General features: G+C 66.0%; 27 protein-coding genes. 14 read left to right on the top strand and 13 right to left on the bottom strand.

Annotated elements, in window-relative coordinates:
- Positions 1-142: 142 nt before the first annotated feature.
- Positions 143-865: an FCD domain-containing protein gene (locus J8I26_RS08540; protein ID WP_209606100.1), complete on the bottom strand. Its 723-nt coding sequence runs from the start codon at positions 863-865 to the stop codon at positions 143-145.
- A 428-nt stretch (positions 866-1,293) separates the two neighbouring features.
- Between J8I26_RS08540 and J8I26_RS08535 the strand changes: the two genes are divergently transcribed.
- A complete protein-coding gene (locus J8I26_RS08535) occupies positions 1,294-2,553 on the top strand; it encodes an MFS transporter (protein ID WP_209606098.1) in 1,260 nt (419 codons plus the stop codon).
- A 110-nt stretch (positions 2,554-2,663) separates the two neighbouring features.
- Here J8I26_RS08535 and J8I26_RS08530 read toward each other — a convergent pair whose 3' ends face one another.
- Together J8I26_RS08530 and J8I26_RS08525 are read right to left on the bottom strand one after the other, a co-directional pair.
- Positions 2,664-3,119, bottom strand: coding sequence for an SRPBCC family protein (locus J8I26_RS08530; protein WP_209606096.1), 456 nt, complete (start codon positions 3,117-3,119; stop codon positions 2,664-2,666).
- 94 nt (positions 3,120-3,213) lie between these two features.
- Complete coding sequence (locus J8I26_RS08525; protein ID WP_209606094.1) at positions 3,214-3,603, bottom strand: VOC family protein; 390 nt, start codon at positions 3,601-3,603, stop codon at positions 3,214-3,216.
- Between the two features lie 136 nt (positions 3,604-3,739).
- On the opposite strand from J8I26_RS08525, the gene J8I26_RS08520 reads away from it, so the two are divergent.
- Positions 3,740-5,026, top strand: a complete 1,287-nt coding sequence (locus tag J8I26_RS08520; protein ID WP_209606091.1) for an FAD-binding oxidoreductase — start codon at positions 3,740-3,742, stop codon at positions 5,024-5,026.
- A gap of 13 nt (positions 5,027-5,039) precedes the next feature.
- Here J8I26_RS08520 and J8I26_RS08515 read toward each other — a convergent pair whose 3' ends face one another.
- The 3 genes from J8I26_RS08515 to J8I26_RS08505 form a co-directional block, all read right to left on the bottom strand.
- Positions 5,040-5,570: a cysteine hydrolase family protein gene (locus tag J8I26_RS08515; RefSeq protein ID WP_209606089.1), complete on the bottom strand. Its 531-nt coding sequence runs from the start codon at positions 5,568-5,570 to the stop codon at positions 5,040-5,042.
- A 66-nt stretch (positions 5,571-5,636) separates the two neighbouring features.
- Positions 5,637-6,935 (bottom strand): LLM class flavin-dependent oxidoreductase, encoded by a 1,299-nt coding sequence (locus J8I26_RS08510; protein WP_209606087.1) that lies wholly within the window; start codon positions 6,933-6,935, stop codon positions 5,637-5,639.
- A gap of 7 nt (positions 6,936-6,942) precedes the next feature.
- A complete protein-coding gene (locus tag J8I26_RS08505; protein WP_209606085.1) occupies positions 6,943-7,914 on the bottom strand; it encodes an aliphatic sulfonate ABC transporter substrate-binding protein in 972 nt (323 codons plus the stop codon).
- Between the two features lie 232 nt (positions 7,915-8,146).
- Here J8I26_RS08505 and J8I26_RS08500 point away from each other — a divergent pair, with 232 nt between their 5' ends.
- Entirely contained in the window at positions 8,147-8,332 is a 186-nt protein-coding gene (locus tag J8I26_RS08500) for a metallothio multi-domain protein (RefSeq protein ID WP_209606083.1), read from the top strand.
- Positions 8,333-8,404: 72 nt separating this feature from the next.
- Complete coding sequence (locus tag J8I26_RS08495) at positions 8,405-10,891, top strand: DEAD/DEAH box helicase (protein ID WP_209606081.1); 2,487 nt, start codon at positions 8,405-8,407, stop codon at positions 10,889-10,891.
- Here the strand turns inward: J8I26_RS08495 and J8I26_RS08490 are convergent.
- The gene (locus J8I26_RS08490; protein ID WP_209606079.1) at positions 10,888-11,388 is read right to left on the bottom strand and encodes an ATP-binding protein; all 501 of its coding nucleotides are present in this window, start codon (positions 11,386-11,388) and stop codon (positions 10,888-10,890) included. The two genes, J8I26_RS08495 and J8I26_RS08490, sit on opposite strands and share 4 nt — an antisense overlap.
- Positions 11,389-11,472: 84 nt before the next feature.
- Positions 11,473-12,276, bottom strand: a complete 804-nt coding sequence (locus J8I26_RS08485) for a MipA/OmpV family protein (RefSeq protein ID WP_209606077.1) — start codon at positions 12,274-12,276, stop codon at positions 11,473-11,475.
- Positions 12,277-12,546: 270 nt separating this feature from the next.
- Between J8I26_RS08485 and J8I26_RS08480 the strand changes: the two genes are divergently transcribed.
- On the top strand, positions 12,547-12,735 hold the full coding sequence (locus J8I26_RS08480; RefSeq protein WP_209606075.1) for a hypothetical protein: 189 nt from the start codon (positions 12,547-12,549) through the stop codon (positions 12,733-12,735).
- A gap of 7 nt (positions 12,736-12,742) precedes the next feature.
- On the opposite strand, the gene J8I26_RS08475 is transcribed toward J8I26_RS08480, so the two are convergent.
- The 3 genes from J8I26_RS08475 to J8I26_RS08465 form a co-directional block, all read right to left on the bottom strand.
- Positions 12,743-13,387 (bottom strand): response regulator transcription factor, encoded by a 645-nt coding sequence (locus tag J8I26_RS08475; RefSeq protein WP_209606073.1) that lies wholly within the window; start codon positions 13,385-13,387, stop codon positions 12,743-12,745.
- Positions 13,388-13,407: 20 nt separating this feature from the next.
- A complete protein-coding gene (locus J8I26_RS08470; protein WP_209606071.1) occupies positions 13,408-14,814 on the bottom strand; it encodes a histidine kinase in 1,407 nt (468 codons plus the stop codon).
- A 177-nt stretch (positions 14,815-14,991) separates the two neighbouring features.
- Positions 14,992-16,407, bottom strand: coding sequence for an MFS transporter (locus J8I26_RS08465; RefSeq protein WP_209606069.1), 1,416 nt, complete (start codon positions 16,405-16,407; stop codon positions 14,992-14,994).
- A gap of 189 nt (positions 16,408-16,596) precedes the next feature.
- Between J8I26_RS08465 and J8I26_RS08460 the strand changes: the two genes are divergently transcribed.
- The 8 genes from J8I26_RS08460 to J8I26_RS08425 all read left to right on the top strand — a co-directional run bounded on the left by J8I26_RS08460 (position 16,597) and on the right by J8I26_RS08425 (position 22,263).
- On the top strand, positions 16,597-16,875 hold the full coding sequence (locus tag J8I26_RS08460) for a hypothetical protein (RefSeq protein WP_245200222.1): 279 nt from the start codon (positions 16,597-16,599) through the stop codon (positions 16,873-16,875).
- Positions 16,876-17,043: 168 nt separating this feature from the next.
- Positions 17,044-17,637: a low affinity iron permease family protein gene (locus J8I26_RS08455; protein ID WP_209606068.1), complete on the top strand. Its 594-nt coding sequence runs from the start codon at positions 17,044-17,046 to the stop codon at positions 17,635-17,637.
- A gap of 22 nt (positions 17,638-17,659) precedes the next feature.
- A complete protein-coding gene (locus tag J8I26_RS08450; protein WP_209606066.1) occupies positions 17,660-17,863 on the top strand; it encodes a hypothetical protein in 204 nt (67 codons plus the stop codon).
- A 451-nt stretch (positions 17,864-18,314) separates the two neighbouring features.
- A complete protein-coding gene (locus J8I26_RS08445; RefSeq protein WP_209606064.1) occupies positions 18,315-18,572 on the top strand; it encodes a DUF4148 domain-containing protein in 258 nt (85 codons plus the stop codon).
- 95 nt (positions 18,573-18,667) lie between these two features.
- The gene (locus J8I26_RS08440) at positions 18,668-18,910 is read left to right on the top strand and encodes a hypothetical protein (protein ID WP_209606062.1); all 243 of its coding nucleotides are present in this window, start codon (positions 18,668-18,670) and stop codon (positions 18,908-18,910) included.
- A gap of 151 nt (positions 18,911-19,061) precedes the next feature.
- Positions 19,062-19,925 (top strand): cysteine hydrolase, encoded by an 864-nt coding sequence (locus tag J8I26_RS08435; RefSeq protein ID WP_209606060.1) that lies wholly within the window; start codon positions 19,062-19,064, stop codon positions 19,923-19,925.
- 376 nt (positions 19,926-20,301) lie between these two features.
- The gene (locus J8I26_RS08430) at positions 20,302-21,240 is read left to right on the top strand and encodes a LysR family transcriptional regulator (RefSeq protein WP_209606058.1); all 939 of its coding nucleotides are present in this window, start codon (positions 20,302-20,304) and stop codon (positions 21,238-21,240) included.
- A gap of 102 nt (positions 21,241-21,342) precedes the next feature.
- Positions 21,343-22,263 carry an ornithine cyclodeaminase family protein gene (locus tag J8I26_RS08425; protein WP_209606056.1) on the top strand — a complete coding sequence of 307 codons (921 nt, stop codon included), beginning with the start codon at positions 21,343-21,345 and terminating at the stop codon, positions 22,261-22,263.
- 236 nt (positions 22,264-22,499) lie between these two features.
- On the opposite strand, the gene J8I26_RS08420 is transcribed toward J8I26_RS08425, so the two are convergent.
- Entirely contained in the window at positions 22,500-23,408 is a 909-nt protein-coding gene (locus tag J8I26_RS08420) for a DMT family transporter (protein WP_209606054.1), read from the bottom strand.
- A 206-nt stretch (positions 23,409-23,614) separates the two neighbouring features.
- Between J8I26_RS08420 and J8I26_RS08415 the strand changes: the two genes are divergently transcribed.
- Positions 23,615-24,235 carry a glutathione S-transferase gene (locus tag J8I26_RS08415; RefSeq protein WP_209606052.1) on the top strand — a complete coding sequence of 207 codons (621 nt, stop codon included), beginning with the start codon at positions 23,615-23,617 and terminating at the stop codon, positions 24,233-24,235.
- 349 nt (positions 24,236-24,584) lie between these two features.
- On the opposite strand, the gene J8I26_RS08410 is transcribed toward J8I26_RS08415, so the two are convergent.
- A complete protein-coding gene (locus J8I26_RS08410) occupies positions 24,585-24,740 on the bottom strand; it encodes a hypothetical protein (RefSeq protein WP_209606050.1) in 156 nt (51 codons plus the stop codon).
- Positions 24,741-24,770: the final 30 nt, after the last annotated feature.

Below are 24,770 nucleotides of genomic sequence, written 5' to 3'. Positions count from 1 at the left end.
GGCGCCGGGAGGGAATCCCGGCGCCGGGTTTGTCTGCTCCATTGCTCTCCACACACCTGATTGCCGGCTGATTGTTCAGCCGGTTTTTTTCGTCCTTCATTTCGTTGGCGGTGGGGGGCGCCGATTCCGGCAAACGGTGTCGTTACCGTCCCTCGAAGATGCGCAGCCGCGCATGATCGATGTGCGCGCGCATGGCTTCACCCGCGCGTTCGGCCGAGCCGTCGGCAATGGCCTGGACGATGTCATGATGCTCGTCGTGGATCGCCGTGATGCGTTCGGCGCCATGCGGGCGGCCGAGGTTCTGCGCCAGCTCCATGCACTGGCGGATCGGGCTCAGCGCGTAGGCGATGGTGGAGATGAAGAAGGGATTGTGCGAAGCGCGGGCGATGGCCATGTGCAGCGCCAGGTCTTCGTCGACGCCGGTGCCGCCCTTGCGCTGGGCGGCATGCAGGGCTTGCTGCGCCGTGCGCATGGCGCCAATGTCGGCGTCGTTGCGCGCCTGGCTGGCGGCCTGCGCCGCGCCGACTTCCACGCACAGGCGGAAGGCGTAGTAGCGCTCGATGTCGTGGATGCTTTCGATCTGCGGACGCGGCAGCGTGTCCTGCGCGGGCAGGCGCTGGACATAGTTGCCCGAGCCGCGGCGCGATACCACGATGCCTTCCGAACGCAATCGCGTGAGCGCCTCGCGGATGGTCGCGCGCGACGCCGCGTACTGGCCGGCCAGCTCGACCTCGGTCGGCAGCTTGCGGTTGTCGCTCAGCTCGCCGCGCAGGATGGAGGCGATGATCAGCTTGCAGATCTGCTCGGCGCGACTGATCGGTTCGGCTTCCATGGCGCCGCCGCTGCTTACTGGATGCTCTGACATGTACGATGACTTCCGCAATAAGTTATGCACAAGGGATGATGAACGACCTGTCGGTCAGGCGCAAGGCAGTCTGACCGATGTCGCATCAAGTGTAACTGACAAGGCCCTGACGGCGGCATGAAATGGGGATTTATTGACGCCTGAGGCGGTAAATCAGGCGCAAATCCGGTTGACTTCCCGACCCCGCATCATTAGAGTTGTCCACCTGCATTGCGAATTAGTCAGACTAATTTCGTTCAATGTTATACGACGTCACATAACAATATTGCCAACAAGAACAATGGAGACCGGTGCTGAGGAGAACAGCGCCAGGCGGCAGTGGCACCCTCATCCGCATCCCCCGCATCCTGACTGCGGGCTGCCGGCATGCGGGCAGCCCGCGCCGCCGCATTACCGAACCAACAACAATCAATTCAATTGGAGCGACGATGAAGTACGTGAAAGGAATCCGCTGGTGGATGGTGACGCTGGTCACCCTGGGCCTGATCATCAACTACCTGGCACGCAACACCTTGTCCGTGGCGGCGCCGACCATGATGTCGGAGCTGCAGATGACGACCAAGGAATATTCATACATCGTGGTCGCCTGGCAGATCTGCTACGCGCTGATGCAGCCGGTGGCCGGCTTCGTGCTCGACGTGGTCGGCACCAAGATCGGCTTCGGCGCGTTTGCGCTGGCCTGGTCGCTGGTGTGCGCAGCGGCGGCGCTGGCTACCGGCTGGCAGAGCATGGCGATGTTCCGCGGCCTGCTCGGCATGGCCGAGGCGGCCGGCATTCCCGGCGGCGTGAAGGCGGTGACCGAGTGGTTCCCGGCCAAGGAGCGCTCGGTGGCGATCGGCTGGTTCAACATCGGCGCCTCGATCGGCGCGTTGTGCGCGCCGCCGCTGGTGGTGTGGACCATTTTGCACGGCGGCTGGAAGATGTCCTTCGTCGCCGTCGGCATCTTCGGCGTGATCTGGTTCGTGCTGTGGTCGCTGTTCTACAAGCATCCGCGCGACCAGAAGCGCCTGTCGCCCGAGGAGCGCGAATACATCCTCGACGGCAAGCAACCGCAGGAAGAAGAGCGCCCGAAGAAGGAGAGCTGGACCAAGATCGTGCGCAGCCTGAACTTCTGGTCGATCGCCATTCCGCGCTTCCTCTCCGAGCCGGCCTGGCAGACCTTCAACGCCTGGATTCCGCTCTACATGGCCACCGAGCGCCACATGAACATCAAGGAAATTGCCATGTTCGCCTGGCTGCCGTTCCTCGCGGCGGACATCGGCTGCGTGTTGGGCGGCTACATGAGCCCGTGGTTCCACAAGCGCTTCAAGGTGTCGCTGTTCACCTCGCGCAAGCTGGTGATGCTGGTCGGCAGCCTGTCGATGATCGGCCCCGCCTGCGTCGGCTTCGTCGACAGCCCTTATGCTGCGATCGCGCTGCTGTCCATCGGCGGCTTCGCGCATCAGACCCTGTCCGGCGCGCTGTATTCGATCACCTCCGACGTATTCCCCAAGAACCAGGTCGCCACCGCGACCGGCCTGACCGGCATGAGCGGCTACCTGGGCGCCACGCTGTTCACGCTGCTGTTCGGCATCCTGGTCACGCAGATCGGTTACGGACCGCTGTTCATGCTGCTGGCCGTGTTCGACCTGATCGCCGTGGCCGTGGTGTTTGCGATTGCGCGCCAGCGGCAGGATGCGATGGCCTGAGGACGGTAAGTCGCTCAGACTGCCGGTCTGAGAAATATCGCAGCAGTTCCAAAGAAAACGGGCGCCGATGTCGGCGCCCGTTTTTTATTTCCGGCCCGGATGGCAGGGGATCACGCCCCGTCCGGAATTTCCGGATCCACCAGCTGCGCCAGCAACTGTAGCGACTCCTGCCAGCCGGCGTAGCAGAACTCCAGCGGAATCATCGGCGGAATGCCCTCCTGCACCACGTTCAGTTCGCTGCCCACCAGCGTGGCGCGGATGCTGATGGTGACCTTCATCTCGCCCGGCAGGTTGGGATCGTCGAACTTGTCGGTGTAGACGATGCGCTCGTTGGGCACCAGTTCCACATACGTGCCGCCGAAGGAGTGCGTGCTGCCGGTGTTGAAGTTGGTGAACGACATCTTGTGCGAGCCGCCCACACGCGCGTCCATGTGGTGCACCTTGCCGGTGAAGCCGTGCGGCGGCAGCCATTTCACCATCGCATCGGGGTCGAGGAAGGCGCGGTAGACGCGCTCGGGTTTGGCGCGCAGCACGCGGTGCAGGCGCAAGGTGTTGGGGGTGTTCATGAGCTCTCCTCGGTGGTTGGATGCAGGGTCGGACATCTGTGGCTCGGGCGCACATCAATGTCGGCATCGCGCTGCATGCCGACGCCGGTGACGATCAGGCTGCCGGCTGGTGACACACGACTTCGATATTGTGTCCATCCGGATCCAGCACGAAGGCGCCGTAATAGTCCGGATGGTAGTGCGCGCGGATGCCGGGGCCGCCGTTGTCGCGTGCGCCGGCCGCCAGCGCGGCGCGGTGGAAGGCGTCGACCGGGGCGCGCTGTTCGACGCGGAAGGCCACGTGCATCGGCGGCTGGTTGGGCGTGCCGCGGCTGACCCAGAAATCGGGCTTGCCGTTCTCGCCGAAACCGGCGACGTCGGTGTGGCCGGTGACGGCGGCGGGGAGTTCCATGATCAGCGTGTAGCCGATGGGCGCGAGCGCGGCCGTGTAGAAGGCTTTCGCTTTGTCGAAGTCGCTGACGATGACGCCGGTATGGTCGATCATGCTTCGGTCTCCTGATGGATGTCGTGGGTGGAGGAAGTCCGATCATAGGGGCGCGGGTCAGGCCGGTCAATTACGACCGGGAACATCGGCGCGAGATCACTTATCATTCCAGTTTCCCCGCGCCAAGCTTGCCCTCATGTCTACTTCTGCTGAATTCTCCTTCCCCCGCCACGCAGTGATCATCGGCGCCGGCGCCGTCGGCCTGATGAGCGCCATTCACGCGCTCGACCAGGGGCTGCAGGTCACCATCCTCGACTTCAACGAGGCCGGCAGCGAGGAGGCGTCGAGCTACGGCAATGCCGGCTGGCTGTCGTCGCATTCGGTAATCCCGCCGGTGGAGCCGGGCATGTGGAAGAAGGTGCCGGGCTACCTGATGGATCCGCTGGGGCCGTTATCGATCCGCTGGCGTTATCTCCCGGGTCTGGCGCCGTGGCTGGTGCGCAACCTGGCCAGCGCGCGCCGCGCGCGCATCCGCCGCACCGCGCAGGCGCTGCGCACGCTGGTGGTCGATGCGCGGCTGCTGCATCAGGAGCTCGCGCAGCGCGCCGGCGTGGGTCACCTGATCGACACCTCGGGCGTGCTGCACGTCTACCGCTCGCGCCGGCATTTCGAGAACGACGCTTTCGGCTGGGGCGTGCGGCGCGACATGGGTATCCAGTGGAGCGAGCTGGAAGGCGAAGCGCTGCGCCAGCGCGAACCCGACCTCGACCCCGCATTCGGCTTCGCCGTGCACGTGGACGAGGCCGGGCATTGCAAGAACCCCGGCGCCTACATGCAGGCGCTGGACGCCTACGCGCGCGCCCGCGGCGCGCGTCGCGTGCAGGGGCGCGCCACCGGTTTTCGTCTTGAACATGGCCGGCTCAAGGCGGTGTTGACGGAGGACGGCGAGGTCGTCTGCGACGCCGCCGTGATTTGCGCCGGCGCGCGCTCCAAGCAACTGGCCGCGCAGGCCGGCGACCGCGTGCAGCTGGAGAGCGAGCGCGGCTATCACGCCACCATCGCCGGGCACCAGGCGCAGGCCACGGCCAACACGCCGATGATGGTGTCGGAATTCAAGATCATCGCTACGCAAATGGAAGGCGGCCTGCGCATCGCCGGCCAGGTCGAGTTCGCCTCTTTCGAGGCGGCGCCCGACTGGCGGCGCGGCGAGATCATGCGCGACATCGCGCTCAAGCTGTTCCCGGGATTGCCGCGCGAGCTGCCGGCCGCGGATGTGAAGTTCTGGCTCGGCCGCCGCCCCAGCACGTCGGACGGCATGCCGTGCATCGGCTATGCCAGCGCCTCGCGCGACATCGTCCATGCCTACGGTCACGGCCACATCGGCCTGGGCTGCTCGGCCCGCACCGGCCGCATCGCCGCGCAGCTGCTGGCGGGCCAGGCGCCGGAGATCGACCTGGCGCCGTTCAGCCCGCAGCGCTTCTAAAGCGCCATCGTACTCAGAAGGAAATATCGCGCGCCGGCGTGACGGTGGCGCGCACGCCGTACGCGCCCAGATTGGCCAGCGTGGCGTTGTGGTGGGCCACGATCTGCGCTGCCTGCAGCACGCCGTTGTCGATGGTGGTGTGGCCGTCCTCCACCAGCGTGACCGGATAGCCCAGCGCCAGCGCGCGGCGCACCGTTGACTCGACGCAGAATTCGGTCTGCATGCCGCACACCACCAGGCGCGAGATGTGGCGCATCTTCAGCATCGAGTGCAGCTCGGTGTGATGGAAGGCGTCGGAGCCGCGCTTGCGCACGCGCGCGTCCTGTGAGGTGGCTTCCAGCCGTTGGGCCAGCTGCCAGCCGGGACTGTCATGGCGCAGCGCGCCGCTGTCCTCGTGCTGCACCAGGATCACCGGCACCCGCGCCGCGCGCGCCTGCTGCGACAGCAGGTTGATGTTGGCGATGGTGCGGTCGGCCTCGGCCACCGGCGTGGGGCCGGTGCACAAGGCTTGCTGTACGTCGATGATGAGCAGGGCGGTGGGCATGACGCATCTTCACGTTGTTGTCAGGCCGTACAGGGTAGCCGATACCGGCATGCCCTGCTTTGATCTTCATCCACGCAAGTGTTCGCGCAAGCTGTTGCCCTGATATTGCTTGCGCAGTGATCCGCGGCGCTGCAATTCCGGCACCACGCCGTCGACGAAATCGTCGAAGCCGTGCGGCAGGTGCGAGGGCGAGATCACGAAGCCGTCGGCGCCGCCTTGCGCCACGATGTCCTCCAGCCAGTCCGCCACGTCCGCCGCGGTGCCGGCCACCTGCGGCGTCAGCACGCCCTGAGCGTACAGCCGGGCGGCGTCGGCCAGCGTCAGTTGGCGTTCGGCGGAAATTTCCTTCAGCAATTTGAACAGGCCCTGAATGCCGCTGACCTGCACGTCGCCGATGGGCGCGTCCGGCGCATAGGCGGAGAAGTCTACATTCATGTGGCTCGACAGCGTGGACAAGCCCACCAGCGGATCGGCCAGCCCATTGGCTTCTTCGCGCAGCTCCTCGGCATGCGCGCGCGAGCGGCCGACGAAGGGCATCACGGCCGAGAGGATCTTGATGTCCTGCGCGCGTCGGCCGAATTGTTGAGCGCGTCCCTTCAGGTCGCCGTAGAAACCTTGCAGTCGCCCCAGGTCGGGCTGGATGTTGAACACCACTTCGGCCCAGCGCGCGGCAAAGTCCTGGCCGCGATCGGAGGAGCCGGCCTGGATGATCACCGGGCTGCGCTGCGGCGTGGCCGGAATGTTGAGCGGGCCGCGCACGCTGAAATGCGCGCCGCGGTGGTCGACGGCCTCGACCTTGCCCGGATCGGCATAAGCGCCGTCACCCTCCAGCCGCAATGCATCCGGTTGCCAGCTGCGCCACAGCTTGTGTGTGAGTTCGAGGAATTCATCGGCACGGTCGTAGCGCACGTCGTGCGGCAGGGTTTCCTTCAGGCCGAAGTTATCGGCCTCGCCCTGGTTGACCGAGGTCACCACGTTCCACGCCGCGCGCCCACCCGAGAGATGGTCCAGCGTGGCGAACTCGCGCGCCAGGCTGTAGGGCTGCGAGTAGGTGGTCGAACGCGTGGCGCCCAGGCCGATGTGCTGCGTGACGGCGGCCAGCGCCCCGAGCAGGGGCAGGGGATCGAGCCGCGTCGCATCCTGGTCGCCCACGGCGATGCCGTGACGGTGGTTCTCGCCATAGCGCGTGGACACCGCCAGCCGGTCGGCGAAAAACAGCAGGTCGAATTTGCCGCGCTCCAGGGTCTGCGCGATGTGGCGGTAATAGTCCAGCTCAAGGAAGCCGCCGCGGCGGCTCTGCGGATGGCGCCACAGCGCCTGGCTATGGGCGGCGTTGCCGGCGATCAGGAAGGCGGCGAGATGCATGGCGGCCTTACAGCAACACGTCCGGATAGACCTTGTCCTGCACCCGCACCGCGCTTTTGATCAGGCCCAGCTTCAGGAAAGCGTCGGCGATCTGCTGCTGCTCGGCGACGATGCCGGCGTCCACCGCCACCGTGGTGTAGTTGCGGCGTTCGGTGGCCAGCTTCAGCACCTTGGCATCTACGCCCAGTTGCGGCGCCAGCAGGTCGGCGGTCTCTTGCGGATGCGACTGGGTCCAGTTGTTAGCCTTCTTCAGCTCGACGAAGAGCGTGCGCACGATGTCCTTGTTCTGGTCGACGAATGTCGGCACCGCGAGGTGGAAGGTGCGGTTGTTGGACAAGCCGGTGCCGTCGCGCAGGATGCGTGGCCGGGTGCTGATCTCCTGGCCCGCCAGGAAGGGATCCCACAAGGTGGCCGCGTCGACGTTGCCGGACTGGAAGGCGGCGCGCACGTCGGCGGCATTGGTCACGTAGACCGGTTCGATGTCGTTGTAGGACAGGCCGACTTCCTCCAGCGCCTTCAATAGCAGGAACTGCACGTTCCAGCCGCGCCCGGTGGCGACCTTCTTGCCCTTGAGGTCCCTGACGCTGCGAATCGGCGAATCCTGCGCCACGAAGATGGCGATGCCCTTGGGATACGGCTGCTCGGCGCCGAGGTAGGCCGCGTTCACACCCGAGGCGTTGGCGAACACCGACGGAGTGTCGGCTGCATGGCCGAAGTCGATGGCATTGGCGTTGAGCGCCTCGGTCAGCTGCGGGCCGGCCGCGAACTCGAACCACTTCACCGACCAGCCCCTGGGCTGCAGCGCCTGCTCCAGCTTGCCGGTGCCTTTGAGGATGTTGAGCGTATTGAATTTCTGATAACCGATGCGCAGCACCTTCTCCTGCGCCGCCAGCACCAGCGGCGCGCCGCCGGCCAAGGCGCCCGCGGCCAGGCCCTGCAGCAGCAGGCGTCGTTTCAGGCTGTGTTGTTCGCCGTTCATGTCCATGTCTCTCGCAATGTGGCTGTAAAGGCAACAGGGTAAGGAGGCGCCGCGCCGCCCGGAACGAATAAATCCGCGCAAGCAAATGCGCTTATTGCAGCCAGGGCGGCGCCGCAGCCGTCCGCTGCCATGTTGCCGGGGCGACACTGCGGCAATTTGTCCCATTCCGGGGCTGGGGGGGCTTGGGTAAAATGCTGCTTCCTTTTCTTTTCCGAGTCGGATCACCTCCGCCATGACCGCCCTGTTCGACAGCGTCGAAAGCTTCCTGCGCCGCGCCTCCGGCCTGCATATTGTGCTGGCCCTGCTGCTGGTATGCGGGCTGCTGTGCTGGGCGGTATGGGTCTGGGCCACCGGCGAAGGCCGCACGCCCTTCGCCGTGATGCTGGACTTGTGCATCACGCCCACTCCGGTGAAGTGAACTGCACGACGTAAAGGAAGCGGCCTACAATGGCCGCTTCTTTTTTTGTCCGCGTTTTCGCTTGCCGCCGGCATGTCCTCATCCAACGTCACCGCTACCGACACCGCCATCGCCATCGCCTTTCATCCGCGCCTGACGCTGCAAACGCTCACGCGCGGCGACGGCCTGCTCGGCATGCGCGCGCATGGCCTGTTCGGTCCGCGCGGCGGCATGGTGACGGTGGCGCAGATCGACTGGACCTACGGCGAAGGCGCGGCGCGCTGGAGCACGCCGGCGCCGGTCGGCTTTAGCGACGACGACAGCATCTACACGCCGGCCCACATCACGCGTGATGACGCGGCGGAAGCGGCGGCGCTGGAGCTGATCCGCGAACTGGGTTTTTTGCCGCTGCGCGAAGATGCGCTGCAATGGCGCGCGCGCAATCCGCTGCACGAGGCCGGCCCCCTGTGGACGCTGGTGCAGGAAGATTTTTACGGCGACTTCTGGGCCGACCAGGCGCCGCGCCTGCAGCAGCTGGGCTGGACGCTGGTGGTCAGGCCGGGCTTTGCGCACGAGAGCGTGCCGGTGACCGCGTGGCGCTTCATCGTCAGCAGCGAGACCGGCGAAGTGCTGGGCAAGGAAGTGGCTGCGCCGCTGCAGCCGCGCGCGTTTTCCAGCGAGGTGTTCGACGGCCTTGACCCGTCCGGGCGCTGGCTGCTGTCGATCGGCATCGAGGTCGACGGCGAGGTGATGGACGTCGGCCCGATGGTGGCCGACCTGCTGCGGCGCGACCCGCGCTGGGCCGACGCGCAGCAGGTGGAAAAGATCGATCCGCACGCGGTGATCTCGCTGCGCGCGCCTGGCGGTCGCCGCATCGACGCCATGGCCGGGCCGCTGAAGGCGGTGGTGCTGGCCTTGCTGGATTTGCTGGACGACCTCAAGCGCAAGAACGGCCCGCTGCGGCTGACGCCGTGGGATGCGCATCGCCTCGACGCCATCCACAGCGCGCTGCTGGCGCTGGATGGCGGCGCGCCCTGGCACATGAGCGGCGAGGCCGGCGTGCTGCAGCTGGCACAGCGCCTGCGCGCGGCGGGCGCGGTGCGCAGCATCGCCGCGCCGCCCGGCCTCGGGATCCAGTTGCGCGGCTATCAGCTGCAGGGGCTGGCCTGGCTGCAATACCTGCGCGAGCAAAAGCTGGCCGGCATCCTGGCCGACGACATGGGCCTGGGCAAGACCGCCCAGGTGCTGGCGCACATCCTGATCGAAAAGCAATCCGGCCGGCTCGACCTGCCGGCGCTGGTGGTGGTGCCCACCTCGCTGCTGTTCAACTGGCGCGAGGAAGCGCGCCGCATCGCGCCCGATCTGCGCGTGCTGACGCTGCACGGCGAAGGTCGCGCACAACACTTCGCTGAGATCGCCGCAGGCGCGGCTGATCTGGTGCTGACCACCTATCCGTTGTTGTGGCGCGATCTCGACCAACTGGCGCAGCAGCGGTTTCACCTGCTGGTGCTGGACGAGGCGCAGACCGTCAAGAACGCCTCCTCGCGCGCCGCCACCGCCGCGCGCAAATTGCAGGCGCGCCATCGCCTCAGCATGACCGGCACGCCGCTGGAGAACCACCTCGGCGAGCTGTGGACGCAATTCCATTTCCTGATGCCGGGCTTCCTCGGCGACGCGCGCAGCTTCTCGCGCCTGTGGCGCAAGCCCATCGAAGAGCAGGGCCAGACCGTGCGCGCCCGCCTGCTGGCGCAACGCGTGCGTCCCTTCATCCTGCGCCGGCGCAAGGAGGACGTGCTGCAGGAGCTGCCGCCGCGCACCGAGATCGTCGAACGCTTGCAACTGCAGGGCCGCCAGCGCGAGCTCTATGAAAGCGTACGCATCGCCGCCGACAAGCAGGTGCGCCGCGCCCTGCTGCGGCGCGGCCTGAGCGGCGCGCAGGTCACCGTGATGGACGCGCTGCTCAAGCTGCGCCAGGTGTGCTGCGATCCCTATCTGCTGAAGGGCGGCCGCATGCCGCGCGGCATCGAGCGCGCCAAGATCGAGCTGTTGCGCGACATGCTGCCGGCGCTGGTGGCCGAGGGTCGGCGGGTGCTGGTGTTCTCGCAATTCACGGCGATGCTGGCGCTGATCGAGGTCGAGCTGCGCGAGCTGGCATTGCCCTACCTCATGCTCACCGGCGACACCGATCCCGCCGCGCGCGGCGAAGTCATCGCGCGCTTCCAGGCGCAGCAGGCGCCGCTGTTCCTGGTCAGCCTGAAGGCCGGGGGCGTCGGCCTGAACCTCACCGCCGCCGACACCGTGGTGCTGGTCGACCCGTGGTGGAACCCGGCGGTGGAGGAGCAAGCCATCGCTCGCGCGCATCGCCTGGGACAGACGCGCCAGGTGTTCGTCTACAAACTGGTGGTGGAAGGCAGCATCGAAGAGCGCCTGCTGGAACTGCAGGCCCGCAAGTCGGCACTGGCCGACGGCGTGCTGGGGCGCGACGATGCGCAGGCGGTCAAGTTCGGCGAGGAAGAAGTGATGGCCTTGCTGGCGCCGCTGGGGGCGGGCATTGCCGAGAAGGTGAGCGGCGCAGCCTAGCGCGACAAACGGCGCCAGCTCACTACGAACAGCATACCGGGACGCAGGTTGGCCGCGTGCAGGGTCCAGCCGTGGCGGGCGACGGTGGCGCCGGCTACTGCCAGGCCGATGCCCGCACGAAAACTTGCCTGACCGGCGGCGCCGCGCCAGAACCAGCGGCCGACCCGGGCCAGTTCGTCGGCCGACATACCGGGGCCGTTATCCCTGACCGACAGGCCCTGCGGCGACGCCGTCACCGTGACCTTGCCGTGGCGCGGCGAAAACTGGATGGCGTTTTCCAGCAAGGCCTTCAGCAGCACCATGAAAGCGGAGCGATGCGCGTGCCGGGTGAAGTCGGCGGTCTGGATCACTTCAACTTCCACCGCGTGACGTTGTGCGTGCGCGTGCAGCTGGCTCACCGCGGCGCGCAACGCATCCCCGACGTCGACCTGTTCGAAGAGGTAGAAGCGCATCGCATCGAATGCGCGCTCGGCGCCGGCGTCCGTCTTCCTGTCCATGCGATTTCCTTTGTGTCGACGCTCATTGCTTGAGTAGCAGCCAGCCCGGGCCGGGGATCAAGGGCAACGCAAGCAGCGTCACGTTCAGAAGCGATAGGCGGTGAACACGCCGTAGGAGGTGGTGATGTCCTTGTCCACGATCGGGCTGTCGCTCACGGTATCGGGCAGGTAGGACACGCTGATGCGCGAACCCAGGCTCCAGCTGGGCGAGAGCAGGTAGGTCAGCCCGGCCGAGAAAGTGACGTCGCTGACACCGGCCGATGGCGAGTAGCGGCTGCGGCCCGAGTTCGCGCTCTGCGCTGCGCTGATGCCATAGAAGGTCTGGTTGGACCGTGCATTGGCCCAGGTGACGCTGGGGCCGGCGTTGACGATCAGGCTGGGGGTGATGCTGTGCGCCGCGTCGGCGCCCAGCTTCACCTGCGTGCCCTGGCCCTTGGCCGAGCTCACCACCGCACCGAACAGCGACATGCCGCCGTTGCTGTACTTGGCGAAAACGGACGTGCGCACCGTGCGCTCGATGTCGCCCAGGCCGCGCAGCTTGGCGGCGTTGTCGGACTCCTTGCGCACGCTGTAGATGTCGTAGCCGACGCCGATGCCCACTTTCCAGTGCTGATCCTGCACCAGGTTGTAGCCGATGCCCACCGGCACCGTTACGCCCACGTCGGCCGCGCCGGCGAAGAAGCGGCCGTAGGTGGCGCCCAGCACCGGGAAGCCTTTGGTATGGGTGTCGCCGGAGCCGGGGTAGGTCGGGCCGCGCATGGCGCCGACGCCGAGGGTGTAGTTCCATCCGCCGGCGACGGAAGATGGCGTGGATTGCGCGAATGCATGGCCAGGCGCGAGGGCGGACAGGGCGAGCATGCAGCAGAGGAAGCGTTTGTCTTTTTTCATCGGATTCATCGGTTTCGGCGGGCCGTCGACAGGACGGAGCGCAGTGAGGAGGAGCCCGCTGTGCAGGGCTCCGGCGCCGATGAAGTGTAAAGAAAGCGAAAGGTGCGCGAATCGTACCAAGTGCCCGGACGCTACTGTACTTTTGGACGAGGTGCGCGGCGCGCCGGGACGCTAGAATCGGCGTGGCGCGCCGCGTGTCGGGCGATTGTTGATCGCGATCCGGACGTGCGCCATCCAGACCATCCGATACAGGCCGAGAACCTTGTGACCATGAGAGAAGCGCATCAACCCGCCGGCGGCACCGCACTCTCGGCCGCGTTCCGCGAGTTCGACCTGCTGTGGGAAAAGGCCAGGACGCCGGAGACTGCCGCCCGCATGGAAGCCATCCTGCGCGAAATCGGCGACACCTTCTTCCTCGACGCCATCGAGCCGGCGCATTGCGCCGCGAACGACGCCTAGCGCCTGCCTATTGTTGCATCAGCCCGTTGCGCCACGCGAAGGCCACGGCCTCGGTGCGGTCGGACAGATTGAGCTTGGACAGCACGTTGCCGATATGCGATTTCACGGTGCGCTCGGTGATGTTGAGCGCCTGCGCGATGCGGGCATTGCTGGCGCCCTTGGCCAGCTCGGTCAGCACATCCACTTCTCGTGGGGTCAGCGTGCCGAACGGCGAGAGCGGCTGGTCGCCCTGGCGCAGCGACATCCTCAGGATGCCGTTGCTGACCGAGGGATGGATGATGTCCTCGCCCAGCGCCATGCGCGACAGCGCCGACAGGATATCGTCGCCCGACATCGACTTGATGAGATAGGAACTGGCCCCGGCCTTCAGCGCCGCAAGCGCCAGCTGGTCGTCCTCGGTCGAGGTCAGCACCGCGATCCTGCTGCGCGGGCTGGCTTGCTTGAGCAGCCTGATCGCCTCAGGCCCTGTCATGCCGGGCATCAGCAGGTCGACCACGATCAGGTCCGGCTGTAGTTCGCCGGCCACGGCGATGGCGGCCGCGCCGTCGGCGGCTTGCGCGATGCGTTCGAAGCGGCGGCCGATGGACAGCAGACTGGCCAGTCCCTCCCTGACCACGGCGTGGTCGTCGACCAGCAATATCGTTGGATTCATTGTTCTTCCCTCACAACCCGTCACAAGCGAAAGCGCACCCACACCGCCGCGCCGCCGGCGCTGCCGCCGGTGACCGAGAGCTCGCCGTGGGGCAGGCTGCGCGCCCGCAGGCGCATGTTGGACAGCCCCATGCCCATGGCGTCGCTGTTCTGGTCGTCGAAGCCGCGCCCGTCATCTTCGATGCACAGCGTGTAGCGGTCCTCGGATTCCTGGAAGGCGATCACGATGCGGCTTGCCTGCGCATGCCTGAGCACGTTGGCCGAGGCCTCGATGGCGATCAGCAGGATCTGCTGGGCCAGGTGCGGCGCCTCACGCAGCAGGTCGTCGATGTCGTCCGAAATGTGGATCTGCCAGTCGATGGCTGAACCCTCGAACAGGCTCGCCACTTCCTGGCGCAGCACTTCGCGCATGCCCAGCTCCGCCACCGTCGAGGCCGACAGACGCCGGATCACGTTGGATAGGTCGTTTTGCAGGTGATGCACCAGCGACGATGCGCTGCGCGTCAGGCGTGACGCCTCTGCCGGATCGCTGTCGGCCAGCGTGCGCAGCGCGGTGAGCTGCAGGTTAAGGGCGAAGGCGCGTTGCTTGGCGGTGTCGTGCAGGTCGCGGGCCAGGCGATTGCGTTCTTCCACCGCCGCCAGTTCCTGCTTGACCTTGATGACGTCGACGAAGGAGTCGGCCAGGGTGTTGAACGAGCGCACCAGGCTGCCGAATTCGTCATTGCGGGAGTCGTCGATGCGCGCATGCATGTCGCCTTCGGTCCAGCCGCGCGCGACCTTCTCCGCGCGCTTGATGCGTCGCACCAGGATGGGCGCCAGCGTGATGGCGCAGCACAGGTTCAGCACCGCCACGAACAGCACCAGCGCGTTCCACGGCATGTCCTTGGTGGCCACCCATTGCAGCGTCGGCGTACGCAGCACGTCGACGTGGAGCTGCAGCTGCTCGCCGGGCTGCGCGGGATTGGCGACCTGATAGCGATAGGTGCTCACGCTGGCCCCGTCAAGGGCGGCGTCACGTCGCGCGGCGTTGGGCGCATAGCGGCACAGGGTCTGGCCGTCCTGCAGATAGGCGAGGCTGATGCGCCCGGCCGGCGCCATGCGCTCGCGCGAGTTGGCGCCGAGGTTGTCCAGCACCTTCAGCGCGTTGCTGTTGAAGACCAGAGTTTGCAGCACCAGCGCGCAGGAAGGATCGCGGCCTGCGGTCTGGTGCGCGATCGCCGCGCCCTTGGCCAGCTCCGCGTTCAGCGCCGCTTCGAACTCCGGTGCGTCGAGCTTGCGGATCAGTTTGTGTTCGTCATAGGCCGAGCCCAGGATGACGAAAATCTCCAGGCCGATGAACGAGGCCAGGAACATCGCCACCAGAAAGCGCCAGAACATGCCCAGTTGCTTGCGCCTGGCCCACCAGCGCAGCGATTGCTTCAATGCCACGTCGATTCGCTCCGCGATTCATGTTGATGGATTGGAAAGGGCGGGCGCGGTCGGCCCGTTGCCGACCGCGATTGTACCGTCACGGTCCGTGCTCGCCATCGTCCCAAAGTACAGGGGGAACTGGGAACAGAGCACGGGGAAGGGGGGCTGGATCGGCCGCGGTTGCCGGGCCTGCTTTTATTCCAGTTCCGCCACTTCTTCCAGCCCGCGACGTTCCGCATCCACCGCAAAGCGCAGTGCGCACAGGCCGGCCAGTATCGCCAGCACCGCGCCCAGCGCGTAGCCGGCGGCCACTGCGTGGCGGTCGCCGCTGGCGATCAGCCATCCCAGCAAGACCGGGGCGATGAAGCCGCCCACGCCGGTGCCGACCGCGTAGAAGACGGAAATGGCCATGGCCCGCATCTGCAGCGGAAACACCTCGCTGGCGGTAAGGTAGGCCGAGCTGGCGGCGGCCGAGGCCACGAAGAACACCGCGCTCCAGCACAGCGCCAGCGTCAGCGCGGTAAGCAGCCCGGCGTTGAAGGCCCAGGCGGTGGCGGCCAGGCCGATGCCGGCCAGCAGGTAGGTGGCGCCAATCATGCGACGCCGGCCGATGCTGTCGAAGAGGTGGCCAAGCAGGACCGGGCCCAGCACGTTGCCCAGCGCGAATGGGAAGATGTAGAGCGCCACGCGGTTGTCGGGGACCTGGTAGAAGCGTGTGAGCACCAGCGAGTAGGTGAAGAAGATGGCGTTGTAGACGAAGGCTTGCGCCACCATCATCAGCGACACCATCAGGCTGCGCGCGCGGTAGCGATGCAGCAGCACGATGCCGATCTCGCGCAGGCCCATCATGCCGCTGCCGGCGCGACGCGCATGGGCGGGCTCGGGCGGCGGCAGCGCGCCGTGTTCGGCGGCGACCTGGGCCTCGATGTCGGCGACTACCTGCTCGGCGCGTGCGTGGTGGCCGTGCATCATCAGCCAGCGCGGGCTCTCGGGGACGTGGCGGCGCACCAGGATGATGGCTACCGCCAGCACCGCGCCCAGCAGGAAGCACACGCGCCAGCCCATGGCCGGGCCCAGCACGTGTTCGTCCAGGATCACCAGCGACAGGCCTGCGCCCAATGCTGCGCCAATCCAGAAGCTGGCGTTGATGATGAGGTTCACGCGTCCGCGCACGCGCGCCGGGATCAGCTCATCAATGGCCGAGTTGATGGCCGCGTACTCGCCGCCGATGCCCAGGCCGGTGACGAAGCGGCAGAGCGCCAGGAACAGGAAGTCGGTGGCGAAGGCCGTGGCCAGCGTGGCGGCCATGTAGACCGCGAGCGTCACCATAAAGAGTTTCTTGCGGCCGAGCCGGTCGGTGAGGCGGCCGAACAGCAGCGCGCCCAACACCGCGCCGGCAATGTAGAGCGAGCCGGTCCAGCCGACCTGGGAGGCGTCCAGGCCCAGCGTGTCGGGCCGCTCCAGCACGCCGCCGATGGAGCCCACCAGCGTCACCTCCAGCCCGTCCAGCACCCACGCCACGCCCAAGGCGATGACCACGCGCCAGTGCCAGCGCGACCATGGCAGCCGGTCGAGGCGTGAGGGGATATCGCTGGCGGGGGCAACGTTCATTGGAGGTCTCCGGTGTCGAGCTTCCAGAACCAGACACACGTGCAAGGCAGCCGGTTCCCCCGGCGTTGCTGTTCTGGCAATGTTGGGGCGTTGTCTACTCAGACATTTCCTGATGTCATCCTTTTGCCGTCGACGCTACCATGCGTGCATTGAATTTTCCGGCACGGGAGCGGCAGCGAGATGGAGTGGATGAGCACATTGATGCAGTACGCGATTTACCTCGTGCTCGGGGTATGCGTGGTGTGCCTGCTGACATCGGTGACGGTCTTCATCGTGATGGAGCGCCGCTGGCAGCGCAAGGTCGAACGCGACGCCGCCGCAGTGCTGGCACGGGCACGTTACCGGGAAACGGTGCGCGAGGATTCGGTGTCCGCGCAGCAATGGCAGGAGTTGCGCCACCGCTTCGAAGAGATGCAGATCATGGCTGACGAGAGCGGCCGTCCCGGGCCGTACAAGAACGTCGCCTGAGTCTGGACGGCTCCGCCGCCTGCGGCAAAGCCGTCGAGGCTGAAATTCCTACACACGGCCGAGGTGTTGTCCGCTTGGCGCAGTGTCTGTCCGATCCGATACTGAGAACATGCCGGGTGCCGTACGCGCACCGCTTTTCAAGGAATGCCTCTCGGGACATGCACGGCCATGAAGACTTCGGATCCTGCTGATTTTTTCCACCAATTTTGCACCGCCTGCGCGCATGTCGTCGGCACGTCCTGGACCTTCGTCCTCGCGCTCGCAGTGATCGTGCTGTGGGCTGTGACGGGGCCTCTGTTCGATTACTCAGACACGTGGCAACTGCTCATCAATACGGGCACTACCATCGTCACCTTCCTGATGGTGTTCCTGATCCAGAACGCCCAGAACCGCGACGCCGAGGCCACGCAACTGAAGCTCGATGAGCTCATCCGTGCCGTCAAGGGCGCCCGCAAGAGCATGCTCGATGTGGAAGACCTGTCCGATGACGAGCTCACGCGCCTGAAGGAGCAATTCGCGCGCATGGGCGACCATCCGGACGACCCGGTGCGCCGCCACCTGAAGAAATCGCTGGGGAGCGGCCGCAGGCACGAGCGCGTCCCTGAGGATGCCGGTGGTGAGCAGAGTCGGCAAGGCACGCAGGACAAGCCCATTCAGGCGGGGACGCAGCCGTCATCCTCGACAACGCCGCCGCGCCCCAGGCAACGTCAATTCGAGGAGTACACCCAACCGCTGCGGGTCAGCCAGCGGCAATGGAGCTGACACAAGGAAGAAGGAGGCCATCATGAACCAGCAGACCCGGGCGAATTCGGATCGTGCATTGGATGACAGACCCGACTCAGAACATGCGCCTGAGCCGGGAGTGAAAGAAGACAAACTGGGCGATGCCCGCGGTAAGGGGCGCACAGGCCTGGAACCGGGCGGCGCCAGCGACGCCGAGCAGATGCTGGACCAGGAGCTGCTCAAGCGCCCGCGTGACGGGGCGTAATCTGCTTTCACCTTGACGCCCGCGCGGCGCACTGCCGCCGGTTCTCTCGATGTCACTGCACAGTGGCGATATGAAGATAACCGGCCGGTATTTCCATTTCTGATAACTAGAAATAAACGCAACGATGATCACGTTGCGGTATCCACCTGCTTGGACAACCGGCGGCATGCGTCAAAGCGCTTTGCCGGCGCGGGTTTGCGGTAATTTTCTAAACAATTTCGCGGCAAGTCTGTTGCTATCGCCGCGATAGCGCCAGGCGATTGTTCCACTTTGCAGAACACTCAATTCTTGTTTGACGCATTTTTCTCCGGCAGGCATCTCCCTACACTGCAGTCATCGATGAACGACATCGCAACGCAAGAAACGATGCGGTTCCGAGAGGCACATGTCATCTCACACAACCGACACATGTACCGACATCCGAATGACTGAACACCCAAAGGAGAACATCATGTCCGCAAAATATATCGTCGCTGCCGCCCTGGCCCTGTCCGCTTCTTCCCTGGCATTTGCCGAGGCACCGTATCCGGTCGAGAAGCCTTTCGTTTCGCACACAACCCGCGCCGCCGTGAAGGCTGAACTGGCCAAGGCCCAGGAACAAGGCCTGGTCAACCAGGGTGATGCGGTCTACCCGATCGTCAATGCGATTCCGGCCAACCGCGGCCTGCAAACCGCGGGTGCGCAAACATCCCTTTACACCGGCGCTTGATCGGCTGGTGGGGCGGATACGGGCGGTTGAGTCCTGCCGGCGTATCCGCCCATCGTTTTCATTGAAGCAGGTAAAACAAGAAAAGAGGAACCATCATGTTGCACCAACTGTTCTCGCGCAGCCTGTCCGTGTACCCGCGGATCTATATGCAATTCGCCGCTCTGGTCGGCCTGTTGATCGCGGCCGAGTTCAGCATGGGCACCCTGAGCATGATGCTCACGCAGCGCGCCGTCTACCGCGTGTCGCAACGCGTGCGGCACGTACGGCATGCACGCCATCGTCGTGACGCTTCGCACCCGCAGCGCGATGAACACATCGGCGGCAATTGCTGCGCCTGAGTCCGTTCCCCCTGATCTGTTGCAAGCACGGCCCGATGCGGAAATGTCTGCATCGGGCCGCGGCTTTTGATGGCCGGGAGAATTGTTCTAGACTGGCGGGGGCGCAGCTTTGCGCCTCCTTGTTCATCCCCCCCTCACGGAAAATCCGACCATGCCACGCAAGCGCCATCTGCTCGTCATCGATCCGCAGAACGATTTCTGCGACCTGCCGCCCGCCTATCTGCCCATCGATCCCGCGCACGGTCAGCCGCACGCGCCGGCGCTGCCGGTGGCCGGCGCGCACGCCGACATGCGGCGCGTGGCGCAACTGATCGACGCCGGCGGCGCGGCCTGGTCGGCCATCAGCGTGACGCTGGATTCGCACCATCGACTGGATATCGCCCACCCCACGTTCTGGCGCCGCGGCGACGGCGCTGCGGTGGCGCCGTTCACGCAGATCGAGGCTGCGCAGGTGCGCGCCGGCCAATTCCTGCCGCGTGATCCGCAGGCGCTGGCGCGCACGCTGAATTATCTCGACGCGCTGGAGACCAGCGACCGCTATCGCCTCATGGTGTGGCCGGTGCATTGCGAGATCGGCAGCTGGGGCGGCGACGTGCACGCCGATGTGCGCGCTGCCTACAACCGCTGGGAAGACGCGACGCTGGGCGTGGTGGCCAAGCTGCGCAAGGGCAGCAACCCGTGGACCGAACATTACTCGGCGGTGCAGGCCGAGGTGCCCGACGCCGCCGATCCCGACACCCAGCTGAACCTGCCCTTCATCCACACGCTGGCGCAGGCCGACGCGGTCTATATCACCGGCGAGGCCGGCAGCCACTGCGTACGCGCCACCACCGAACACATCGCCCAGAACCTCGACGCCGCCGGCCGCGCGCGTCTGGTGCTGGTGACCGACTGCATGAGCCCGGTGGCCGGCTTCGAGCAGCAGCATCGCGATTTTCTCACCGCCATGCAGACGCAGGGCCTGCGGCTGGCGAGCGCGCAGCAGGTGCTGCAGGAGTTGCTGGCGGCCGATTGAGCCCGATTGGGCCCGGCTCGCGTATCGCCCGGCCCGCAACGCGGCAGCGTACGCCGCGCTGACGGCGCTACCGTGGCGACAGGCGCTTGCGACGGGTGTCGCGGCATTGCCGGAAAAGCTGTGCCATCAGCGCGGCTCGCCTTGCATTGCGCCTGCAATGCCAAGCCCGGCGCGCCTCATGCCAAAACGGCATGGGACGGCGGCAGTGCCGTTTCGGTATAGTTGCAGCCGGTTACAGCACGCTTGGGGCCGGCTGCGCGGCGTCGGCTGATTTATCCGCAGCGCGCCGGCACAGCGGCGACGTGCCGCAACTCCACAACTCCACAATATTCGCGCATCAGTGTCGACGGGCGACGCCGGGAAGGGGCAGGCAACAATGGAAATCAAGTGGGTCGAGGACTTTCTCTCGGTGGTGGAGACGCTCAACTTCAGCAAGTCGGCCAAGCTGCGCAACGTGACGCAGCCGGCTTTCGGGCGCCGCATCAAGTCACTCGAGACCTGGCTGGGCGCCGAGCTGTTTGATCGTTCTTCTTATCCCTGTACGCTGACTCCGGCCGGCGAATCCTTCGTGCCGATCGCGCGCGAGATGCTCAACCAGTCCATGCAGGCGCGTCTGGTGCTGCGCGGCCAGTTGGCCGGCGCGCAGTCGGCGGTGCGCTTCGCCATGCCGCACACGCTGCTGCTGACGCTGTTTCCGAAACTGCTGTGCGAGATCGAGAAAAAGGTCGGCGCCATCGCCACCACCGTCATGGCCGGCAACGTGCATGACGCGGTGATGGCGCTGGTGGAGCGCAACTGCGACCTGCTGATCTGCTACGACCATCGCCAGCAAGGCATCGCGCTCGACACCGAGCGCTACGACGTGCTGTCGCTGGGCAAGGAGCCGCTGCGGCCGTACGTGAAGACGCTGCCGGGCGGCGCGCCCAAATACGTGCTGCCGGGGACGCCCAACGATCCCCAGCCTTTCCTCAGCTACTCGCCTTACTCTTCGCTGTCGCGCATCGTCGAGAAGGCGCTGCACACCAGCGCGCGTCGGGTGCACCTGTTCCGCCGCTTCGAGACCGACCTCGCCGAGGGCCTCAAGTGCATGGCGGTGGAAGGCCACGGCATCGCCTGGCTGCCGGCCAGCGCGGTGGCGCGCGAGATCGCCGAGGGCAAGCTCACGCTGGCCATCGCGCCCAACGACCGCGAGGCGCTGGAGCAGGGACTGTGGTGCGACGAGATGGATATCCGCGCCTACCGCCGGCTCGACGGCGCCAGCCCCGAGATCGACCGCATCTGGAATTACCTCAAATCCGAACATGGCCCTCACTAAAGCACCGCTGAAAAAGCCGCCGGCGGCGTTGCGCCTTGCCCATGGCATTTTCAGCGCTTCCTGATGAAGCCGTGACCACTACTTAAATTCAAGGAGCCACACATGAAATTCCTCAGCAACCAGCAGATCAGCGAACTGCTCACCACCGAAGACGCCATCGCCTCGATGCGCGAAGCCTTCGCCGGCGCCGCCGAGGGCGCGCACCAGGGACGCGTGCGCACCAGCGCCTCCAACGGCGTGATGCTGTCGATGATGGGGGCGGTAATTCCCTCGGCCGGCATTGCCGGCGCCAAGGTCTACACCACCATCAAGGGCCAGTTCAAGTTCGTGATCCAGCTGTTCTCCACCGAGACCGGCGCGCCGCTGTGCACCATCGAAGGCGACACCATGACCGGCCTGCGCACCGCCGCCGCCACCGCAGTGGCCTGCGACGCCCTGGCGCGTCCCGACGTGCAGGTGCTGTCGGTGATCGGCACCGGCGTGCAGGCGCGTTCGCACGTGCCGGCGCTGCTGCAGGTGCGCAAGTTCAAGGAGGTGCTGGTGGCCGGCCTGTCGGGCCAGCAGGAACTGGCAGACGACATCGCGAAGAACTACGGCGTGCCGGCGCGCGTGGTCAGCGTCGACGAAGCCGCGGCGCAGGCCGACGTGCTGGTCACCGTCACCCGCGCCACCACGCCGCTGTTCGACGGCAAGCTCATCAAGCCGGGCGCCTTCGTGGCGGCGGTGGGCGCCTCCAAGGCCAACGTGCGCGAGCTGGACGACACCGCCATCGCGCGCGCCGCCGCGCTGTTCGTCGAATGGAAGCCGCAGGCCCAGCAGGAAGCGGGCGACCTGGTGCAATGCGCGCCCGGCACTTTCGACTGGAACAAGGTGATGGAGCTGGCGCAGGCGGTCGACGGCAGCGCGCCCTACCAGCGCAAGGACGGCGACATCGTCATCTACAAGGCTATCGGCATCGGGCTGGAAGACGTGGCATTGGCTGGCCTGGCGTATCGCAAGGCCAGCGCCAAGTTCGGCTGGTAAGCACGTCGCCCCTCAATAAAAAACGCCGCGCGTTGCGGTGATGTCGTCCATCAAGCGGAGTATCTCTCCTCAGTCGTCCCGGCGAAGGCCGGGACCCAGCGTCGTTCAACGGCCGTCGATATGCCACGAAAGCCACTGGATCCCGGCCTTCGCCGGGATGACCGAGGATGGATTCTGATTCTTGATTGAACAGCATCACCGCAACGCGCGGCGTTTTGCATTTGCGGAAAAGGATGTCAGGCCGATGCCTTCGCCGCCACGCGCGGCGCCGCCGGTTTGGCCCGCAAGGCGATCGCGGTAGCGGTCAGCACGATGGCGATGCCGGCCACGGTGCCGCCGGTGACCGGCTCGTCCAGCAACAGCCAGGCCCACAGCGACGCCGTCATCGGCACCAGGAAGGTGACGGTGATGGCCTTGGTTGCGCCTTCGGCGGAGATCAGCTGGAAGAACAGTGCGTAGGCGATGCCGGTGCACACCACGCCCAGCACCAGCACCGCGAGCAAGGCATGGCCGGCGCCGGCGGCGACCGCATCAGCCGCATGCGGCAGGCCCGGCAACGCGAACGGGATCAGGCACAGCGCGGCGGCAAACTGGCTGCCGGTGGCCATGGCGATGGGCGAGATGCCCGCGCAGCGCATGCGCGTGTACGTGGCGGCGAATCCATAGCTGACGGCCGCGCTCATCGCGGCCAGCACGCCGAAGATCACCATCGCCTCGGCCGGCACCGGACCCACGCCCACCAGCACCGCGACCCCCACCAGGCCCAGCACGAAGGCGCCCAGGCGCACCGCAGTCAGGCGCTCGCCCAGCAGCAGGAAGCCGAAGACGGCGGTGAACACCGGCGCCAGCGAATTCATGGTGGCCATATAGGAAGACGGGATGTACAGCGCCGACCAGGCGAACAGCGAAAACGGCAGCGCCGTGTTGCCGATGCCGATCACCAGGAAGGGCTTCCAGTTGCGGCGCCAGTCCAGCTTCACGCCGCGCGACTGCGCATAGGCCAGCAGTGCGACGGTGGCCAGCGAGGCGCGGCCGAAGGTGGTGAGCATGGGGCCGAACACCGGAGCGGCAATGCGCATGAGCATGAAGCTGGTGCCCCAGATGGCGGCGAGCAGCAGCAGTTTGAGGATATTCGTCGGAGACATGGCGGGAGAAATGCGGACGTCAGAACCGCGAGTCTACTGCCATGTGGAATCTCTGACACGATACAGTTGCGGTCAATTGCACCGGGCCACTTGCGCAGACGTAACAGCGACGCGCATCCGACGCAGGCAACTGTGCATGTTGCATCGGCGGCGCGGATGCTAAGGTAGCGCGGACCTTTCAAGCTCGACAACCACAGGAGAAACGCGTGCTCACGATCTACGGCCGGGACAGTTCCATCAATGTACGCAAGGTGCTCTGGGCCTGCGTCGAGCTCGGCATCGCGTTTCGCCGCGAAGACTGGGGCAGCGGTTTTCGCTCCACGCGGGAGCCGTCCTTTGTGGCGATGAACCCCAACGCCATGGTGCCGGTGATCGATGACGACGGCTTCGTGCTGTGGGAGTCCAACAGCATCCTGCGCTATCTGGCCAATCGCCAGAACAGCGAACTGTATCCGGCCGCGCCGCGCGAGCGCGCCCGCGTGGATCAGTGGATCGATTGGCAAGCCAGCGACCTCAACCGCGCCTGGAGCTACGCCTTCATGGCGCTGGTGCGCAAATCGCCGACGCATGGCGACGCGCAGCAGCTGGCGGCCTCGGTGGACAACTGGAGCGGCTTCATGCGCACGCTGGAGGGCCGGCTGCAGCAGACCGGCGCCTTTGTGGCGGGCGATCGTTTCACGCTGGCCGATATTCCGGTCGGGCTGTCGGTCAATCGCTGGTTCGGCACGCCGCTGGCGCATCCGGAGCTGCCGGCGGTGGCGGCTTACTACGACCGGCTCAACGAGCGTGCCGGTTTCCGCACTTTCGGGCGCAACGGCATGGCCTGAGCGCGCCGGGAGCGGTACACTTCGGTGTCGCGCTCCCGCGCCCACCCTTGATTGCCGGATCACCCATGGCCACCCGAAAGAAAAAACTGTTGTTCCTCGCCGCCTTCCTTGGCTGCCTGCTGCTCTCCAGCGTGCCGTTGATTACCTTGTTGTTCTACTGATCGACGTTTTTATTGCTGTCTGTCCTTCCTTCTTGCCGTTCAGGCAAAAAAAAGCCCCCGGACTTGCGGCCGGGGGTGAAAACCAAATCCCACAGGATTCAGAGGAGACATCGGTCGGGTGTCGTCGCGGCGACAGATCCCAGGTCGGTTGCGCTCGCCCGCAGCGTCGGCTGCAGCGCGCGCCGTAATCAGTAGGCGGCGGAAAAGCGCTCGACGCGGCGATAAGAAACTTGCGCCAGCGGATGCTTGTTCCACTTGGCCTCGGCGAACAGGTAAATGGCCACGGCCGAGCCGGCGACTGCGATCAGGGTGAAGAAAGCTGCCATCAGGAAGGTGGTGAACATGGTGATCTCCTTAAGATGGTTTCATCTTAG

This window comes from Herbaspirillum sp. LeCh32-8 (assembly GCF_017814915.1).
GTDB lineage: Bacteria > Pseudomonadota > Gammaproteobacteria > Burkholderiales > Burkholderiaceae_D > Herbaspirillum.
The sequence above is the reverse complement of the archived record's forward strand: the minus strand, read 5'-3'. Positions and strand labels throughout refer to the sequence as shown.

Excerpts from the sequence above, each read along its gene's own strand:
- J8I26_RS08540 (WP_209606100.1), bottom strand. The coding sequence starts at position 865 with ATGTCAGAGCATCCAGTAAGCAGCGGCGGCGCCATGGAAGCCGAACCG.
- J8I26_RS08535 (WP_209606098.1), top strand. The coding sequence starts at position 1,294 with ATGAAGTACGTGAAAGGAATCCGCTGGTGGATGGTGACGCTGGTCACC.
- J8I26_RS08530 (WP_209606096.1), bottom strand. The coding sequence starts at position 3,119 with ATGAACACCCCCAACACCTTGCGCCTGCACCGCGTGCTGCGCGCCAAA.
- J8I26_RS08525 (WP_209606094.1), bottom strand. The coding sequence starts at position 3,603 with ATGATCGACCATACCGGCGTCATCGTCAGCGACTTCGACAAAGCGAAA.
- J8I26_RS08520 (WP_209606091.1), top strand. The coding sequence starts at position 3,740 with ATGTCTACTTCTGCTGAATTCTCCTTCCCCCGCCACGCAGTGATCATC.
- J8I26_RS08515 (WP_209606089.1), bottom strand. The coding sequence starts at position 5,570 with ATGCCCACCGCCCTGCTCATCATCGACGTACAGCAAGCCTTGTGCACC.
- J8I26_RS08510 (WP_209606087.1), bottom strand. The coding sequence starts at position 6,935 with ATGCATCTCGCCGCCTTCCTGATCGCCGGCAACGCCGCCCATAGCCAG.
- J8I26_RS08505 (WP_209606085.1), bottom strand. The coding sequence starts at position 7,914 with ATGAACGGCGAACAACACAGCCTGAAACGACGCCTGCTGCTGCAGGGC.
- J8I26_RS08500 (WP_209606083.1), top strand. The coding sequence starts at position 8,147 with ATGACCGCCCTGTTCGACAGCGTCGAAAGCTTCCTGCGCCGCGCCTCC.
- J8I26_RS08495 (WP_209606081.1), top strand. The coding sequence starts at position 8,405 with ATGTCCTCATCCAACGTCACCGCTACCGACACCGCCATCGCCATCGCC.
- J8I26_RS08490 (WP_209606079.1), bottom strand. The coding sequence starts at position 11,388 with ATGGACAGGAAGACGGACGCCGGCGCCGAGCGCGCATTCGATGCGATG.
- J8I26_RS08485 (WP_209606077.1), bottom strand. The coding sequence starts at position 12,276 with ATGAAAAAAGACAAACGCTTCCTCTGCTGCATGCTCGCCCTGTCCGCC.
- J8I26_RS08480 (WP_209606075.1), top strand. The coding sequence starts at position 12,547 with ATGAGAGAAGCGCATCAACCCGCCGGCGGCACCGCACTCTCGGCCGCG.
- J8I26_RS08475 (WP_209606073.1), bottom strand. The coding sequence starts at position 13,387 with ATGAATCCAACGATATTGCTGGTCGACGACCACGCCGTGGTCAGGGAG.
- J8I26_RS08465 (WP_209606069.1), bottom strand. The coding sequence starts at position 16,407 with ATGAACGTTGCCCCCGCCAGCGATATCCCCTCACGCCTCGACCGGCTG.
- J8I26_RS08460 (WP_245200222.1), top strand. The coding sequence starts at position 16,597 with ATGAGCACATTGATGCAGTACGCGATTTACCTCGTGCTCGGGGTATGC.
- J8I26_RS08455 (WP_209606068.1), top strand. The coding sequence starts at position 17,044 with ATGAAGACTTCGGATCCTGCTGATTTTTTCCACCAATTTTGCACCGCC.
- J8I26_RS08450 (WP_209606066.1), top strand. The coding sequence starts at position 17,660 with ATGAACCAGCAGACCCGGGCGAATTCGGATCGTGCATTGGATGACAGA.
- J8I26_RS08445 (WP_209606064.1), top strand. The coding sequence starts at position 18,315 with ATGTCCGCAAAATATATCGTCGCTGCCGCCCTGGCCCTGTCCGCTTCT.
- J8I26_RS08440 (WP_209606062.1), top strand. The coding sequence starts at position 18,668 with ATGTTGCACCAACTGTTCTCGCGCAGCCTGTCCGTGTACCCGCGGATC.
- J8I26_RS08435 (WP_209606060.1), top strand. The coding sequence starts at position 19,062 with ATGCCACGCAAGCGCCATCTGCTCGTCATCGATCCGCAGAACGATTTC.
- J8I26_RS08430 (WP_209606058.1), top strand. The coding sequence starts at position 20,302 with ATGGAAATCAAGTGGGTCGAGGACTTTCTCTCGGTGGTGGAGACGCTC.
- J8I26_RS08425 (WP_209606056.1), top strand. The coding sequence starts at position 21,343 with ATGAAATTCCTCAGCAACCAGCAGATCAGCGAACTGCTCACCACCGAA.
- J8I26_RS08420 (WP_209606054.1), bottom strand. The coding sequence starts at position 23,408 with ATGTCTCCGACGAATATCCTCAAACTGCTGCTGCTCGCCGCCATCTGG.
- J8I26_RS08410 (WP_209606050.1), bottom strand. The coding sequence starts at position 24,740 with ATGTTCACCACCTTCCTGATGGCAGCTTTCTTCACCCTGATCGCAGTC.